Source organism: Rhodococcus sp. FW305-130 (assembly GCF_058788335.1).
In genome coordinates this window covers 46,185-61,355 of sequence record NZ_JBYTAP010000005.1, presented here as the reverse complement: position 1 = coordinate 61,355, position 15,171 = coordinate 46,185, and the positions used below count along the sequence as shown (strand labels likewise).

14 protein-coding genes are annotated in these 15,171 nt (G+C 61.7%); 9 read left to right on the top strand and 5 right to left on the bottom strand.

Annotated elements, in window-relative coordinates; all coding sequences use genetic code 11:
* Positions 1-10: 10 nt before the first annotated feature.
* Positions 11-1,345, bottom strand: a complete 1,335-nt coding sequence (locus tag AC3WQS_RS16485; protein WP_092763311.1) for a glycoside hydrolase family 183 protein — start codon at positions 1,343-1,345, stop codon at positions 11-13.
* A 270-nt stretch (positions 1,346-1,615) separates the two neighbouring features.
* Between AC3WQS_RS16485 and gdhA the strand changes: the two genes are divergently transcribed.
* The 4 genes from gdhA to AC3WQS_RS16465 all read left to right on the top strand — a co-directional run bounded on the left by gdhA (position 1,616) and on the right by AC3WQS_RS16465 (position 5,627).
* The gene (gene gdhA, locus AC3WQS_RS16480) at positions 1,616-2,959 is read left to right on the top strand and encodes an NADP-specific glutamate dehydrogenase (RefSeq protein ID WP_003945368.1); all 1,344 of its coding nucleotides are present in this window, start codon (positions 1,616-1,618) and stop codon (positions 2,957-2,959) included.
* A 486-nt stretch (positions 2,960-3,445) separates the two neighbouring features.
* Positions 3,446-4,705: a PucR family transcriptional regulator gene (locus AC3WQS_RS16475; RefSeq protein ID WP_046378785.1), complete on the top strand. Its 1,260-nt coding sequence runs from the start codon at positions 3,446-3,448 to the stop codon at positions 4,703-4,705.
* 363 nt (positions 4,706-5,068) lie between these two features.
* Positions 5,069-5,215 carry a hypothetical protein gene (locus AC3WQS_RS16470; RefSeq protein ID WP_167333749.1) on the top strand — a complete coding sequence of 49 codons (147 nt, stop codon included), beginning with the start codon at positions 5,069-5,071 and terminating at the stop codon, positions 5,213-5,215.
* Positions 5,216-5,459: 244 nt separating this feature from the next.
* The gene (locus tag AC3WQS_RS16465) at positions 5,460-5,627 is read left to right on the top strand and encodes a hypothetical protein (RefSeq protein ID WP_003945367.1); all 168 of its coding nucleotides are present in this window, start codon (positions 5,460-5,462) and stop codon (positions 5,625-5,627) included.
* A gap of 175 nt (positions 5,628-5,802) precedes the next feature.
* Here AC3WQS_RS16465 and AC3WQS_RS16460 read toward each other — a convergent pair whose 3' ends face one another.
* Genes AC3WQS_RS16460 through AC3WQS_RS16450 form a run of 3 tightly spaced genes read right to left on the bottom strand, consistent with a single transcriptional unit; the run spans position 5,803 to position 8,403 of the window.
* Positions 5,803-6,048 (bottom strand): hypothetical protein, encoded by a 246-nt coding sequence (locus AC3WQS_RS16460; RefSeq protein WP_019749125.1) that lies wholly within the window; start codon positions 6,046-6,048, stop codon positions 5,803-5,805.
* Positions 6,049-6,061: 13 nt separating this feature from the next.
* Complete coding sequence (locus AC3WQS_RS16455; protein WP_020908255.1) at positions 6,062-7,234, bottom strand: fatty acid desaturase family protein; 1,173 nt, start codon at positions 7,232-7,234, stop codon at positions 6,062-6,064.
* Positions 7,235-7,269: 35 nt separating this feature from the next.
* A complete protein-coding gene (locus AC3WQS_RS16450; RefSeq protein WP_020970014.1) occupies positions 7,270-8,403 on the bottom strand; it encodes a ferredoxin reductase in 1,134 nt (377 codons plus the stop codon).
* 168 nt (positions 8,404-8,571) lie between these two features.
* Here AC3WQS_RS16450 and AC3WQS_RS16445 point away from each other — a divergent pair, with 168 nt between their 5' ends.
* The 3 genes from AC3WQS_RS16445 (at position 8,572) to AC3WQS_RS16435 (ending at position 11,039) form a co-directional block, all read left to right on the top strand.
* The gene (locus AC3WQS_RS16445; protein WP_003945327.1) at positions 8,572-9,267 is read left to right on the top strand and encodes a TetR family transcriptional regulator; all 696 of its coding nucleotides are present in this window, start codon (positions 8,572-8,574) and stop codon (positions 9,265-9,267) included.
* A gap of 35 nt (positions 9,268-9,302) precedes the next feature.
* Positions 9,303-10,142, top strand: coding sequence for an alpha/beta fold hydrolase (locus tag AC3WQS_RS16440; protein ID WP_003945355.1), 840 nt, complete (start codon positions 9,303-9,305; stop codon positions 10,140-10,142).
* A 75-nt stretch (positions 10,143-10,217) separates the two neighbouring features.
* Positions 10,218-11,039 carry an acyl-CoA thioesterase gene (locus tag AC3WQS_RS16435; RefSeq protein ID WP_021333443.1) on the top strand — a complete coding sequence of 274 codons (822 nt, stop codon included), beginning with the start codon at positions 10,218-10,220 and terminating at the stop codon, positions 11,037-11,039.
* Here AC3WQS_RS16435 and AC3WQS_RS16430 read toward each other — a convergent pair.
* Positions 11,029-12,390 carry an MFS transporter gene (locus tag AC3WQS_RS16430; RefSeq protein ID WP_046378786.1) on the bottom strand — a complete coding sequence of 454 codons (1,362 nt, stop codon included), beginning with the start codon at positions 12,388-12,390 and terminating at the stop codon, positions 11,029-11,031. The genes AC3WQS_RS16435 and AC3WQS_RS16430 overlap by 11 nt on opposite strands.
* 128 nt (positions 12,391-12,518) lie before the next feature.
* Between AC3WQS_RS16430 and AC3WQS_RS16425 the strand changes: the two genes are divergently transcribed.
* Positions 12,519-13,133 carry a PadR family transcriptional regulator gene (locus AC3WQS_RS16425; RefSeq protein ID WP_019749131.1) on the top strand — a complete coding sequence of 205 codons (615 nt, stop codon included), beginning with the start codon at positions 12,519-12,521 and terminating at the stop codon, positions 13,131-13,133.
* The gene (locus AC3WQS_RS16420; RefSeq protein ID WP_492711533.1) at positions 13,130-15,160 is read left to right on the top strand and encodes an FAD-dependent oxidoreductase; all 2,031 of its coding nucleotides are present in this window, start codon (positions 13,130-13,132) and stop codon (positions 15,158-15,160) included. The genes AC3WQS_RS16425 and AC3WQS_RS16420 overlap by 4 nt, the downstream gene beginning before the upstream one ends.
* Positions 15,161-15,171 lie beyond the last annotated feature (11 nt).

The window sequence follows — 15,171 nt, the reverse complement described above, 5'->3', positions numbered from 1 at the left end:
CTTGCTCGGGCTAGCGGTCTTCCGGCATCGTGACTTCGAGGACGCGAGCCTCACCGGTGGTCGCGGGGTCAGGACGATCGCGCGAATCCGATGACGCCATCTGGAGTCCGTTCAAATCGGTCCGCATGTAGATGACGTTGTAACGGTCCCACGTGGTGGCGACGAATTCGAGGAACTGTCCGCTCGCCCACGGGTGCATGAATCCGCCGTACAACGCGGGCAACGTGATTCCACTCAACAGGGTCTGCGTACCACTCCACGGGCCTTGCGGTTGGTCGGCCTGACGGATCACCAGGTTGCCCTCGGCACTGGTGTACATGGCAACGTACTTGTTCAGGTAGTCGTTCCACTGCACTGCGAGTTCACTGACCGGTGCCTTGATGACCTGAACGGCATCGGTATCTCGCGGACTCCAACCGGAGCCGTCCCAGTATTCGTAGGCGCCGAGGTTTCTGATGTCGGCGCCGGCAACTCGCGCCAGGATCGCCTTACCGAAACGGCCTGAGGGAGTTCCGTATTCGTACAGGTAACCATCGCGTCCGTCGACGAAGGCACTCTGCTGGAAGTTGGAATTGATCGGTGATACCGCCGGAATCCCCGGGATACCGAGTCCTTCTGTGTTCGCGCGAACCGTCGCCGGATCGAGCTCCCAGTTCTCACCGTTGTCCGTGGAGAAAGCCAGAGCCGAATAGTTGGTGGTCCAGGCCCCTGGTTCGTCCCACGACCGAACGGACATGAATCTGATGTACTGCACGCCACCGTAAGAGATTCCAGCGGTCGGGATGGTGGTGAACTCGCCCGGAATGCCGAATCCCGGAATGATCTCCTTGGAATGATTGGGGCCGTCCAAAGGAGAACTGTCGATCTTCATGCCGTCGGCGATGGCGGTGTCGTTGCTGCGAAACAACACGTTGCTACGCCAGTCGTCACCCGGGGTGTCGCAGTCGCCAACCGTATCGCCGAATGCCATCAGAACGTCGTGATCCGGCCCCGAAAGACCGTTGTCCCACATGATTCCGAGGTCGGTTCCCGACACGTTGAACCGCTCGATCGTGTTGTTGGGACTGCCTGGGCCAGTGACCATTTCGATCGCTTTGGTGCGGCCGGTCAGCACCGGCAGAGCACCGTTGGGCGCGCCGGTGATCCACGGCAACGCGTTGGCGAGGGAGCCGGTACCGGCGGAACCACTGCCAAGTGATCCGGTCAGCGAACCGAGCGAACCCGTCATCGATCCGGCGGAACCACTTCCTCCCGACCCACACGGTCCGCCGATCGCCGACGCAGACGGTGCTGCGGCAATCGTCGCGGCAATCGTGACGACGCCTATCGACAACATCGCCGACATGGAGTGTTTTTTACGCACGTGCAGCCCCTCTGATCATTTCGACTCCCGTTCGGACCACAGGCACAGTGATCCCCGACCGCAGAAGCAAACCATTTGGACTGTGTTAAGAGAGTGAAAGCTGAGCAAATTGTTATAAATCGCCCGTTCAACTGACACAAGTGACAGCTGTGTCCGATTTCACCTTCACGGGACAGTTGTCCGATACAGCAATAAGGGCGCCTAGTATGTAACGGAAATGTAAAAGAGTTCTCACAACGAGGTAGGTGAGCGGTGTCCGTACGTGACCGCGTAGCGCAGATTTACGATCAGGTTTTGGTTCGCAATGCAGGAGAGCCCGAGTTCCATCAGGCCGCCGCTGAGGTCTTCGAGTCTCTTCACGTAGTGCTCGAACGCCACCCCCGCTACGCCGACGCCGGACTCATCGAGCGGCTTTGCGAGCCGGAACGCCAGATCATCTTCCGCGTGCCGTGGACCGACGACCAGGGCAACGTTCACGTCAACCGTGGCTTCCGCGTGCAGTACAACAGTGCACTCGGCCCCTACAAGGGCGGCCTGCGCTTCCACCCCAGCGTCAACCTGGGCATCGTGAAGTTCCTCGGCTTCGAGCAGATCTTCAAGAACTCACTCACCGGCCTGCCCATCGGCGGCGGCAAGGGTGGCTCGGACTTCGATCCCAAGGGCCGCTCCGACGCAGAGGTCATGCGCTTCTGTCAGTCCTTCATGACCGAACTGCAGCGTCACATCGGTGAATACACCGACGTTCCGGCCGGCGACATCGGCGTCGGCGGTCGCGAGATCGGCTACCTGTTCGGTCAGTACAAGCGGCTGACCAACACGTACGAGTCGGGCGTCCTCACCGGCAAGGGCATCACCTGGGGCGGATCGCAGGTTCGCACCGAGGCCACCGGCTACGGCGTCGCGTACTTCGTCGCCGAAATGCTCAAGGCAAAGGGTGAAGGCCTCGAAGGCAAGAACGTCGTGATCTCCGGATCCGGCAATGTCGCCATCTACGCAATCCAGAAGATCCACCAGCTCGGCGGCGTCGCGATCGCCTGCTCGGATTCCTCGGGATACATCGTGGACAAGAAGGGCATCGATCTCGACCTCCTCAAGGAGATCAAGGAAGTTCGCCGCGGCCGCATCAGCGAGTACGCCGACGCAGTTCCGCATGCCGAGTTCATCGCCGATGGTTCCATCTGGGACGTGCCGTGCGACGTCGCACTCCCCTGCGCGACTCAGAACGAGCTCGACGAAGATGCCGCAAAGACCTTGATCGCCAACGGCGTTCAGGCCGTTGCCGAAGGCGCGAACATGCCCACCACCCCCGGCGGCATCCAGCTCTTCCGTGACGCGAACGTAGCCTTCGCGCCCGGCAAGGCGGCCAACGCCGGTGGCGTCGCAACCTCCGCCCTCGAAATGCAGCAGAATGCTTCGCGTGATTCCTGGAGCTTCGAGTACACCGACGAGCGTCTCGCCGGAATCATGCGCGGCATTCACAAGCGCACCATCAACACCGCTGCCGAGTACGGAAAGCCGGGCGACTACGTGCACGGCGCGAACATTGCCGGCTTCGTGAAGGTGGCCGACGCCATGATTTCGCTGGGCGTCATCTAGAGATTTCCGCAATACAGACAGCAGTACAAAAAGGGGTGATTTCACCCTGAACCGGTTCCCGTACATCGGACCGGTCGAATCAATACCTAGGCCTCGAGGGCCCTGGGTCCTCGAGGACCCAGGGCCCTCGAGCTTGATCTGAGCAAATCGCCCGCGACGAGCACCGTCGGCGCCGGCAATGATCCCAGACGGAACTCGTGGTGTCCTCCGAATCCGTTTTCCGCTCTGACGTCGAAAAACACCGTAAGTGGACGATTGTTTAGGTCCGCAGCGCGTGGGGCATATGGACTTATCTTCACATTTGTCCATTTCACAGTTGGACGATCGTTCATGTGGTAGAAATCACAACGCCTGGCGCAATTCGATCCGCAAATTTCAGCGGCGAGTATGCCCCCGAACAAGGCCTCAGCGTGTACCCCGCTTCGTAACGCGCCGAGCCTCCGGGTGCCTGTGCCAGGCGACGCACCTGTCTAGAGGAGGCCACCCATGTCCCCAGCGCTGCTGAACAACCCGGGACCGCTCATGTTGGGAGGCAAGCCCGCCTCCACAGCGGTCTACGACGTCATCCCACTGGCAAGCGATCTCGTAGATCACCTGTCCCGTGCCAACCCGACGTTGACTTCCCTCCAAACGGAGGCAGTTCGTCGGGAACTGATTGCGGTGATCGTGCAGGGGCTCCAAGTGGGGATCCAGCTGCTGGATCACCGCAAACTTCCCACCGACCAAGAGTTGGACGGCATTCACACGATGACCGTCCAACAAGCATTGAAAGGCGTGCCACTCAGCGCGATCCTCAACTTGACCAACGAGGGCATCAGCACTTTTCGCACCCTCATCCTCAGCCGGGCCGACGCCGAGGACTCCGCCAATCTCGGGGATCTCAACGAGTTCTTGTTCGCACTCGCGCAGCGGCTTCACTCGTTCATCTCGATCAGCTATCTCTCGGCTCTCCCAGCTGGCTCCCAACTCGGGGAATACTCCGCCGGCGCTCTCGTGAAAGCCATGCTGGACGGCGACGATCCCACCCAGCTTGCGTTGCAGATGGGCGTTGAACTCGCACCCCGCTATCTCGTCCTGCGGCTCCTGGTGAACCTGCCGCCCATCCGCCCGGGAGCACGCAACGGCAACCACCAGCGCATACAGGCCTACCGTGACCTCTCCGTCGCTCAATCGAAAATCGCGGCCCACTTCGGGTCGGCGCTGCTCGAAGCTCCTGCACCGCAACGTGGTCTGGTCCTGATCGAGGGCACACCCGACTGGGGAACAGTGTGCGAGGTCATCCAACGTGCACGCGCAACGGTCGGGGTGGAGATCACAGCAATCGCCGAGAACGCCGCGGTACGAGATATCGCCGCCGCCCAAGCAACCACTCACGAATTGGCGCAACTCGTGCGGCGCCTGAGACTGCCGGCGCGGTCGTACCGAATGGAAGACCTCGCGCTCGAGTATCAACTCACTCGGGGTGGCGCAGGCCGCGACAGCTTGATCAATCTTCTAAGGCCACTCGACGGCAATCCGGAACTGCTGCAGACATTGTCCATACACCTCGCCAATGGCCAGCATCGTCAGCGCACCGCGTCGGCGCTCGGCCTGCACACCAACACCGTCGACAATCGAATCAAGCGCATCGCAACCCTGACCGGATTGGATCCGGCCCTGCCCTCTGAACTGCTCAAACTGCGCGCTGCCATGATCTCTCTGACTTTCGCAAGCACTGATGTGGACAATCGTCCAGCGAAAATGTGAACACTCACATCCTCGCTATTAGCTGTCCACGTGTGGCGCCTGGACCCCACTTTTCCGTTCCGAACCGGGCTATAAAAGTGTGGTGCGAATCACCGCGCAAACCAGTAACAATTAAGGGGAAACACATGATCAACGGCCAGGATAACGCTCTCCTCGGTGCCTTCTTCGACACCATCCTGCAGCTCTTCAACGCGGGCAGCACCGGCACGGGCTCGACGGATGGCGGCGGCGTCTCCTAGGACGAATCTCGGGCCCTGTGCGAGAGAATCTCTCGCGCAGGGCCCGCTCCAAGCCGCCTGACACTGTGATGGCGGTGACCACGGTGACCACCACGTCGCCACCGCTGAAACCAGGAGCAAGCACATGATCGCCGCACCAACCACAGGCGCTTTGGCCGTCGTCATGAACACCGTCCTACAGATGTTCAACGCCGGCAGCAGTTTCCTCTACACCAACAACTCTCCGATTGGCGGCGGCGGCGGCGAAACTCCCACGACGCCTGCTCCCTGATCGACTTACCCGCTCGCATCACAAAGTCGCGGCACAGACAGGAACCACTGTGATAAACCAGCACACCCTGGGCAGCCTGGTCATCGACTTCGGCTCACTCTCCCGAGCACTCGGCTTCGGCAACGGCTCTATCGTGTCGCTCGGCAGCACCGGAAGTGGCTGAAACAGCCCGCCTGACCACGTCGACGATCCCGTCGCCGCTCACCTTGCTCACCACATCTCGAAACAGAAAGCAGGTCCCCCTGTGCCTACAATTCCGCTCACCGGCGACCCCATCGTCATCAACATCATCGTCCAGCTACTGAGCGCGGGTAGCAGCAATGCGCTCGCATTGGGCGGGGTCGGTAGCAGCGGTCTCGGCAGCACCGGGCTCGGCAGCTTCGACTCGGCGAGCCTCGGAAGCGCTGCTTAGGACCTCACTTGTGATCGGTGTTCGATCCGCGTCTTCGGCCGCCGAAACAGTCCACGAAACCCACGTTGCCCTCCGTCATCTGTGACGGAGGGCAACGTGGTCGTTCAGGCGAAACGGCTCGCGGTTGGGCGATCCGGCCGTCGGCCTTACTGTCTCGGCGATCGAAGAGTTGGAATCAACGCCAATCTTCCGGTGGATCGGTCTCGTCGTGCTCGATGGTCACGGACTCCGAACGATCGTCAGCCGCAGCCTTTTTCGCTGCTTCACGCATCTCGATTCCGTCGGACACCCAGTCACCGATCTCGCGCGTCACGTCTCGAACAGCCCCGGCGATGATCATCGCGATGGAGCCCACGTGGTTGGCTGCACTTTCGGTCAGTTCCTGGACCGTGTCCTTGCGGCGTTCGAATTTCCCGACCATCAGTGTGTGCCTCTCAGGCTGCAGTTCGCTGGCGCTCGACGATAACACCGGGAGGGGTCTTCGACTTGACCAAACCGGGCGGAAGAGCGAGCTTGAAGATCTTGCCCCATACCGAACCGATCTGCTTGAAGAACCCACCGGTGTTGTACGGCAAACCGTACTTCCCACACAATTCTTTCACCTGGGGAGCGAGTTCCGGATAACGATGCGCAGGCAGGTCCGGGAACAGGTGGTGCTCGATCTGGTGCGAGAGGTTGCCGGACATGATGTGGAAGAGCGGGCTTCCCTCGATGTTGGCGCTGCCGAGCATCTGACGCACGTACCACTGACCACGAGTCTCGTCGGCCGTCTCGTCCTCGGTGAAGCTCTGTACGCCGGTGGGGAAATGGCCACAGAAGATGATCGAGTACGTCCACACGTTTCGGACCAGGTTGGCGGTGACGTTCCCCGCGAGAGTGGTCACGAACAGCGGCCCCGTCAGAACCGGGAAGATGACGTAGTCCTTGAGGACCTGCTTGCCCGCCTTGTTCCACCAGCCCTTCAGAAGCGGCTTGACGTCGTGCCACTTGCGTTTGCCCTGGATGACGTTCTCGATCTCGAGATCGTGCATCATCACACCCCACTCGAAGAGCATCATCAAGGCAAAGGCCCAGACCGGATTACCGAGGTAATAGGGGTTCCACTTCTGCGCGTCGTCGATACGCAGGATGCCGTATCCGATGTCACGGTCTTTGCCGAGAATATTGGTGTACGTGTGATGCATGTAGTTGTGCGAGTGTCGCCACTGGTCGGCCGGGCACACCGTATCCCATTCGAAGACTTCGGAATTGAGCCCGGGTTCCCGCATCCAGTCATATTGACCGTGCATGACGTTGTGGCCGATCTCCATGTTGTCGAGAATCTTCGACACACTCAGCGCACCGACTGCCGCGAGCCACACCGGCGGTAGGAATCCGAGGTACATCAAGCCGCGACCTGCGACCTCGAACCCGCGCTGAGCCTTGATGATCTTGTAGATGTACTCCCGGTCTTCGGCCCCAAGCGAAGCGACGGTGCGATCACGCAATGCGTCCAACTCGCGGCCGATCTCCTCGACCTGCTCGTACGTCAGGACGACGGGAGCGTCGTCCTTCGCATCGGAACCGTTGCCGAGGAACGGGAGGGTGGGAAGTGAAAGTCCAAACATGTCGGTCTCCAGACAGTCGTGTGGAAAATGGGACTTCAGATGTCGACGGTGACGTCGCCGACGGGAGCGCTGACGCACAGCTGGATCTTCTTGTCCGGCTCGTCGTCTGTCTCACCGGTGCGCACGTTTCGGGTACGACCCGCCTTCTTGACGGAGGTGCAGGAGAAGCAGATTCCCATCCGGCATCCGTATTCGGGATTGAGGCCCGCAGCTTCTGCTTGTTCGAGAAGTGTTTCGCCGGAGTTCTCGGCCGCCACCCCACTTTTGGTGAATGACACCTCGCCGCCGGCCTCACCCGGCTCGGCCACCGCCGGCGCGAACTCCTCGGTATTGAGCAAGTGCTCGACGTCGAGCTCACGGAACACCTCACGCACTCCCCGCATCAGACCGGGAGGCCCGCAGAGATAAGCCTGGGCGTCGATCGTGTCCGGATCGGCGATCCACGGAGCCACGGCGTCGAGGTGCCCGCGATCGAAGAAACCTTCGAGGTCACCTCCACCGCTTTCGGTGTACACGAGTACCAGTTTCACGTTCGGGTTCTGCTCGGCGATGGTCTTCAGCGCGCGCGTGTATGCCACGTCGGCATCGGTGTTCGCGTAGTGCACGAACACGATCTCGCCCGAGTGCTCCTCCTCCACCAGCGTCCGAAGCATCGACATGACCGGGGTGATTCCACTGCCGCCACTGATCAACAACACCCGACGCGGGCGGTCGACGGGAAGGGAGAACACACCGTCTGCCTGCGAGAGGCTGACAACGAGTCCGGGCGCCGCGTTGGCGTACAGATACTGCGACACCAGGCCACCGGGATGCGCTTTCACGGTGAGCTCGATCAGCCCGCTGCGCGTAGACGCGCCGCCGGCCGGCGAGTAGCAGCGAGTGTGACGAACACCGTCGATCACCACGCCCAACTGCACGAACTGGCCCGCCTGAAAACCGCGCCACTGGCGAGTCGGGCGCAGCGTCAGAGTGACGGAGTCAGCGGTCGGATGGTCGACGGCGACAACCTGCGCGCGGATGTCACGAACGGTCGCCATCGGGTTGACCAACTCGAGGTACCGATCGATCTGATGTGGAGCAGCCATGGCTTCGATCAGTCCCACCAAGGACAGTCCGCGCCGAGGTGTGGACTTCGGTGTCGTGTTCTCAGGAGCAGATGCGATTGTCATGACCCTCCTCGTACTTCGGTTGCCGGGTGTGTCGATTGCTGGGCTAGCTTCCCCCGACGGCGTGAATTCAGTGTACAAATGTTCACCGAAGATAGTGTGACAGGTGCACACAAGTACATGTCAACAAGAATGTGATCCGAGTTACACGAGTTGCCGAAAGGAGCCGGAATGCCTGTACCTACACTCGACGTCGTGACGAAGGCCGGACCGGTGAACCCAGAGCGCAGGGAACCCGACAACAGGGAACCGGAAAGTCGTGCCGCAAAGAAGGAACGCACACGCCAAGCGCTCCTGGACACTGCCATGGACCTCTCGGCCGATCGCGGCTTCGCCGGAATCAGCTTGCGAGAGGTAGCCAGGGAAGCCGGGATCGTTCCGACGGCGTTCTACCGCCACTTCGCTTCACTGGAGGACGTCGGTGTCGTCCTCGTCGAAGAGAGCATGCGCATGTTGCGCCAGATGCTGCGCGACGCAAGGCGTAATCCCAGCACCAAGGACGCCGCTACGTCACTGGGCATCCTTGTGCGACAAGTGCATACACACGAGCGACAGTTTCGGTTCCTCTGCCGCGAACGCTACAGCGGCGTCAGTGAGGTACGACGTGCGATAGCCACTGAAATGCGGTTGTTCGTCAGCGAACTGACCATCGACCTCTCCAGAATTGCCGGACTGGAAAGCTGGTCGTCGGACGATCTGGAAATGGCTGCCGACCTGATCGTCTCGACGATGTTCAGCGCTGTCGTCGAACTGCTGGACGCCGGGACGGCCGGGTATCGCGACGAAGCCGCCGTCATCACACGAGCCGAGAAGCAACTGCGAGTCATCATGCTCGGAATGGCCACCTGGAATCCACCTCGAAACTGACCTCGGGTTCACCTTTTCGACGTACGGTGAGAGTCATGTCTTCCACGAGTACATACGAAATCCCCGTTGGCGACCTCACCTTCGACGTACTGATCTCGGGCCCGGACGACGGCATTCCGCTGGTAGCGCTGCACGGCTTCCCGGAGAGCGCCGCATCCTGGGGCAAGGTCACACCACTGCTCACCGCGGCGGGATACCGTGTGATCGCACCGAATCAGCGCGGATACTCCGCCGGCGCGCGCCCCGAAGGGGTGGATGCCTACAAGATCGAGCATCTGGTAGCCGACGTCGTCGGATTGCTCGACGCACTCGGCCTGTCCGACGCGCATCTGGTCGGCCACGACTGGGGTTCGGCGGTCGCCTGGCAGGTCGCCGGTCGCCATCCGAACCGGATCCGCAGCCTGACGGCGATCTCGGTCCCCCACCCCACCGCCTTCGGTTGGGCACTCCGCGAGGACGAGGACCAGAAGCAACGCTCGTCGTACATCGGACTTCTCCGACAGGAGGGCAAAGCCGAGGAGGTGTTGTCGGAGGACAACTTCCGCCGGCTGCGCGCCATGTTCGACGGCCAGATCGATCCTGAATTCGCCGACGAGCACATTCGTGTCCTGAGCGGGGAGGGCGCGCTCACCGGCGCCTTGAACTGGTACCGCGCGATGACTCGCGACTTCGGCGACATCGATCGCACCACCGTGCCGACCACGTATGTCTGGAGCACCGGCGACACAGCGCTCGGCCGCGCAGGCGCAGAACGCTGTGGTGAATTCGTGGACGCTCCCTACGAGTTCGTCGTGCTCGACGGCGGAAGTCACTGGATTCCGGAAGAGCGAGCCGAAGAGTTGGCCGAGGCAATCCTCGCACGTGCAGGATCCTGATCGTCGCGACGAATTCGGCTCTATGTATGTTGTCATACATAGAGCCGAATTGATTCCACCACCAGGAGTTCTGCGATGACCGAGACCGTTGCACCACCCCATCCGTTCGACACCGCTGTCGGATTGACGCCACTCACCGCCGGCTTGTCGACCGGCGAAACCAATCCGGCATACAACAACATGGTCGGGCCGTTCGGCGGCGTCACCGCTGCCACGTTGCTCGAATCTGTACTGAAGCACCCCGAACGCCTCGGCGATCCGCTGTCGTTGACCGTCAACTTTGCCGGTCCGATCACCGAGGGCGCCTTCGAGATCTCCGCCCGGCCGGTGCGTACCAACCGCTCGACGCAGCACTGGTCCATCGAACTGTCTCAGGACGGAACCGTCGCCACTACCGCGACGGCTGTGTTCGGTACCAGGCGTGAAACCTGGTCGTCTACCGAGATCACGATGCCGGAAGTTCCGTCGGCCGAAAACGTTGCGCTGCTGCCGTTCCCCGAGTTCATCGCCTGGGCACAGAACTACGAGATGCGCTTTGTCGAAGGTGCGATCCCCGATCTGGAGTCGGGCGAGCATCCCGACTCGACCACGACACTCTGGGTGCGCGATCAACCGGCACGCGCTCTCGACTTCACGTCGCTGACCGCACTGTGCGATGTCTTCTTCCCACGAGTCTTCTTGCGCCGAGGCAAGATGGCTCCGGCCGGAACGGTCTCGATGACCATCTACTTCCACGCCGACGCTCAGACGCTGACCGAACAGGCGGACAATTCCGTGCTGGGAACCGCACGGACCCAACGGTTCGGAAACGGATACTTCGATCAGTCGGCCGAAATTTGGGGCAGTGACGGCGCATTGCTCGCTACGACACACCAGTTGGTCTACTTCAAGGATTGACGGGGATCGCACTGTCCCCTTCCGGCGCCTTCACCATCGACAATGCGGCAAGGCCGACGCCGAGAACCACCAGCAGTCCGATGATGCCGGCACGGTCTGCACCGAAGAGCCAAGCGAACAGGCCGAACAGTGTCGGCGCCAAGAACGACACTGCTCGGCCTGTGGTCGCATACAGGCCGAACATCTGACCTTCACGCCCAGGCGGGGTGATGCGTGCCAAGAAGGTTCGTGCCGAAGACTGAGCGGGCCCGACGAACAGGCAGAGCGCGAGACCGAAGATCCAGAACATCACCGGCCCGGACACCGCGATCAATATCGCGCCGACCACGATCATCGACGCCAGCGAGACGGTGATGACCTGTTTGGGTCCGATCCGATCGTCGAAGCGTCCGGCCACCAATGCACCGATTGCGGAAATCACGTTGGCGGCAACACCGAACAGCAGGACGTCGGCCGCACTGATTCCGTAGACGTTGACAGCCAACACGGCTCCGAAGGTGAACACACCCGCCAGACCGTCACGAAAGAGTGCGCTCGCGATCAGGTACCAGATCGTGCGCCTGTCGACGTTCCAGAGTTCGCGCAGATCGCGCCACAACACCCGATAGGAGTCGAGGAACCCGGCCTTGGACGCTCCCGGATCGACCGCGGGGCTGGGCAACTCGGGAACCTTGAAGAACACCGGAATCGCGAAGACCGCGAACCACACTGCAGCCAGCAGTGCCACCATCCGGATGTTCATGCCGCCGTCGGTGGTCAATCCCAGGAATCCCCGAGTGTCGCCGTCGCCGACGATGAACCCGAAGTAACACAGCAACAGCAGCACGATTCCGCCGAAATATCCCATGGCCCAGCCGAAGCCGGAGACTCGTCCCAGATTCTCCGGTGTCGACACCTGCCGCATCATGGCGTTGTACGGCACGCCGGCCAGTTCGAAAATCACCGAACCGATTGCGAGCAGAACCAATCCGAGCCACAGGTAGCGGTAGTTGTCCTCGACGAAATAGAGACCCGCCATCGAGAGCACGGTGATGCCGGTGAGTATCGCGAGTGAGAGTTTGCGTTTACCCGACGCATCGAAACGCTGTCCGGTGATCGGGGCGAGTATCGCGATGAAGAAGCCGGCGATTCCGAGAGCCCAACTGAGCCACGTAGTTGCCGAAATCGTGCCGGGCAGGTCGTCGCCGACCGCGTCGGTGAGATAGACCGAGAAGACGAACGTGAGGATCACGGCGTTGAATGCTGCCGATCCCCAATCCCACAGCCCCCACGCGAACACTTGACTCTTCGTGGCCGCACCACCGATGCCTGCTGGTGGCTCGGCCTGCATGCTCGTGGACTCGGCGCTCATACGGCGAAGCCTAACTGCGCGCGGGCGACTCGGCGCCTCTCTCCGAAGTCGACATACAAAACCTTCTATGCACCCAAGTTAGTACGCACTTAGTTGCATACGCACCTGAGTGCATAGATACTTTTTCCATGGCACTCGAACATGCGTTGCTCGTCTCCCTGTCCGAACAGGATGCGTCGGGATACGACCTCACACGCCGGTTCGACAAGTCGATCGGCTTCTTCCACAGCGCGACGCACCAGCAGATCTACCGAGTCCTCAAGCGAATGGACGAGGCAGGCTGGGTGGAGGTGGAGGCCATCGCGCAGGACGGCCGCCCGGACAAGAAGATGTACCGCGTCAGCGACGCGGGTCGCGCCGAACTGACCCGATGGATCGCCGAGCCGTCCGAACCGAACCACCTGCGCAACGAGTTGGCCATCAAGATCAGGGCCGCAGCGCACGCCGATCTCCCCGCTCTACGACGCGAAGTCGCTCGCCACCGCGACGGCCACGCCGCCCGCCTCGACGTCTACCGACTCATCGAAAAGCGTGACTTCCCCAATCCAGCAGCACTTTCCGGCTCTTCACTGCACCAGTACCTGGTACTTCGCGGCGGTATCCGCGTCGAAGAAGGATTCACCGACTGGTGCCAGGAAGTTCTGGACGCATTGCCCACTGGCGAGTACGCCATCGAAGACACTGGCGAGTACGCCATCGAAGACACCGGCGAGTACGCCACGGAAGGACATCTTCAGTCATGACGGATACACAGTTCCCCCGCCTGCTCGAACCGCTCGACCTCGGATTCACGACGCTGAAGAACCGCGTCGTCATGGGATCGATCCACACCGGCCTCGAAGATCGCGCGAAGGACACCGACCGCTTGGCCGAGTACTTCGCCGAACGTGCTCGTGGCGGTGTCGGCTTGATCATCACCGGCGGCTACGCGCCCAACCGCACCGGTTGGCTCTTGCCCTTCGGTGCCAAGCTGACCAACCGCATCGAAGCGCGCCGTCACCGCCGGATCACCAAGGCGGTTCACGACGCGGGCGGAAAGATCGCCATGCAGGTCCTGCACGCCGGCCGCTACAGCTACCAGCCTTTCAGTGTCTCCGCGTCGTCGATCAAGGCGCCCATCAACCCGTTCCGTCCGCGCAAGCTGACCGGCCGTGGGGTGCGTTGGCAGATCCGCAACTACGTTCGCTGCGCGCGCCTGGCCAAGTCCGCGGGTTACGACGGCGTCGAAATCATGGGCGGTGAGGGCTACTTCATCAACCAGTTCCTCTGCGAGCGCACGAACAAGCGCACCGACCAGTGGGGCGGCAGTTCCGAGAACCGTCGACGCATGGCAGTCGAAATCGTGCGACGCACACGCAAGGCTGTCGGCCCGAACTTCATCATCGTGTTCCGGCTGTCGATGGCAGACCTGGTCGAGGGCGGTCAGACCTGGGATGAAATCGTCTCACTGGCAAAGGAAGTCGAAGCCGCCGGCGCCACGATCATCAACACCGACATCGGGTGGCACGAGTCACGGGTGCCCACCATCGTCACCTCGGTTCCCCGAGCAGCCTTCGTCGACATAACAGGCAAGCTCGAGAAGCACGTCGACATTCCGGTAGCCGCCTCGAATCGGATCAACATGCCCGAGACCGCCGAAGAGATCCTCAACCGCGGTGACGCACAATTGATTTCGATGGCCAGGCCGATGCTCGCCGATCCTGACTGGGTAAACAAGGCCGAGAGAGGAGCGTCCGACGAGATCAACACGTGCATTGCCTGCAACCAGGCCTGCCTCGACCACGCCTTCGTTCACAAGCAGGTCTCCTGCCTGCTCAACCCGCGCGCGGGCCGCGAAACCACACTGATCCTCTCCCCCACTCGGCGGACCAAGAACCTCGCCGTCGTCGGTGCCGGTCCTGCCGGACTTTCCGCAGCACTCAATCTTGCTCAGCGTGGTCATTCGGTCACGTTGTTCGAGGCTTCGGACAAGATCGGCGGACAGTTCGGGATCGCACAGCTCATTCCGGGTAAGGAAGAGTTCGCCGAAACCATTCGCTACTACACCCGCATGCTGGACGTGGCCGGAGTGACGGTCAAGCTCGAAACCCGCGTCACACCGGCAGATCTCATCGGATCCTTCGACGAAGTGGTGGTTGCCACCGGCGTGACGCCGCGCGTTCCCAAGATCCCCGGCATCGAGAACTCGAAGGTGCTGACCTACGCCGAGGTCGTCCGAGAGGGCAAGCCCGTCGGCAAGTCCGTCGCCGTCATCGGCGCCGGCGGCATCGGCGTCGACGTGAGCGAATTCCTCACGCACCCCACTTCCCCCACTCTTCATCTCAAGGAGTGGAAGCAGGAATGGGGCGTCACCGAACCCGAAATGGCCCCGGGCGCTCTCACCACTCCGGTACCGGAGCTCTCCGAGCGGGAGGTCTACCTCCTCCAACGCAAGCCAGGACGCATCGGCGCCGGCCTCGCGAAGACCACCGGCTGGGTCCATCGGGCGGCCCTCAAGAACAAGGGCGTCCACGAGCTCTCGGGCGTCAACTACGAGCGCATCGACGACGCCGGCCTGCACATCACCTTCGGTGAGAAGCACGAGAAGCCCCGACTCCTCGAGGTCGACACCATCGTCATCTGCGCCGGGCAGGAGTCGGTTCGCGATCTCGTGGACGAACTGACCGTCGCGGGCGTGGTGACCCACATCATCGGCGGCGCCGACGTGGCAGGAGAACTCGACGCCAAGCGTGCCATCGAACAGGGCACACGACTGGCCGCGAAGATCTGACCGGCTACGCT

What these genes read in the sequence shown, in the direction of transcription:
- AC3WQS_RS16450 (WP_020970014.1), bottom strand. Translation starts at nt 8,403, where the DNA reads ATGACAATCGCATCTGCTCCTGAGAACACGACACCGAAGTCCACACCT.
- AC3WQS_RS16470 (WP_167333749.1), top strand. Translation starts at nt 5,069, where the DNA reads ATGATCGCCGCACCAACCACAGGCGCTTTGGCCGTCGTCATGAACACC.
- AC3WQS_RS16460 (WP_019749125.1), bottom strand. Translation starts at nt 6,048, where the DNA reads ATGGTCGGGAAATTCGAACGCCGCAAGGACACGGTCCAGGAACTGACC.
- AC3WQS_RS16475 (WP_046378785.1), top strand. Translation starts at nt 3,446, where the DNA reads ATGTCCCCAGCGCTGCTGAACAACCCGGGACCGCTCATGTTGGGAGGC.
- AC3WQS_RS16445 (WP_003945327.1), top strand. Translation starts at nt 8,572, where the DNA reads ATGCCTGTACCTACACTCGACGTCGTGACGAAGGCCGGACCGGTGAAC.
- AC3WQS_RS16425 (WP_019749131.1), top strand. Translation starts at nt 12,519, where the DNA reads ATGGCACTCGAACATGCGTTGCTCGTCTCCCTGTCCGAACAGGATGCG.
- AC3WQS_RS16435 (WP_021333443.1), top strand. Translation starts at nt 10,218, where the DNA reads ATGACCGAGACCGTTGCACCACCCCATCCGTTCGACACCGCTGTCGGA.
- AC3WQS_RS16485 (WP_092763311.1), bottom strand. Translation starts at nt 1,345, where the DNA reads ATGTCGGCGATGTTGTCGATAGGCGTCGTCACGATTGCCGCGACGATT.
- AC3WQS_RS16455 (WP_020908255.1), bottom strand. Translation starts at nt 7,234, where the DNA reads ATGTTTGGACTTTCACTTCCCACCCTCCCGTTCCTCGGCAACGGTTCC.
- AC3WQS_RS16420 (WP_492711533.1), top strand. Translation starts at nt 13,130, where the DNA reads ATGACGGATACACAGTTCCCCCGCCTGCTCGAACCGCTCGACCTCGGA.
- AC3WQS_RS16430 (WP_046378786.1), bottom strand. Translation starts at nt 12,390, where the DNA reads ATGAGCGCCGAGTCCACGAGCATGCAGGCCGAGCCACCAGCAGGCATC.
- AC3WQS_RS16440 (WP_003945355.1), top strand. Translation starts at nt 9,303, where the DNA reads ATGTCTTCCACGAGTACATACGAAATCCCCGTTGGCGACCTCACCTTC.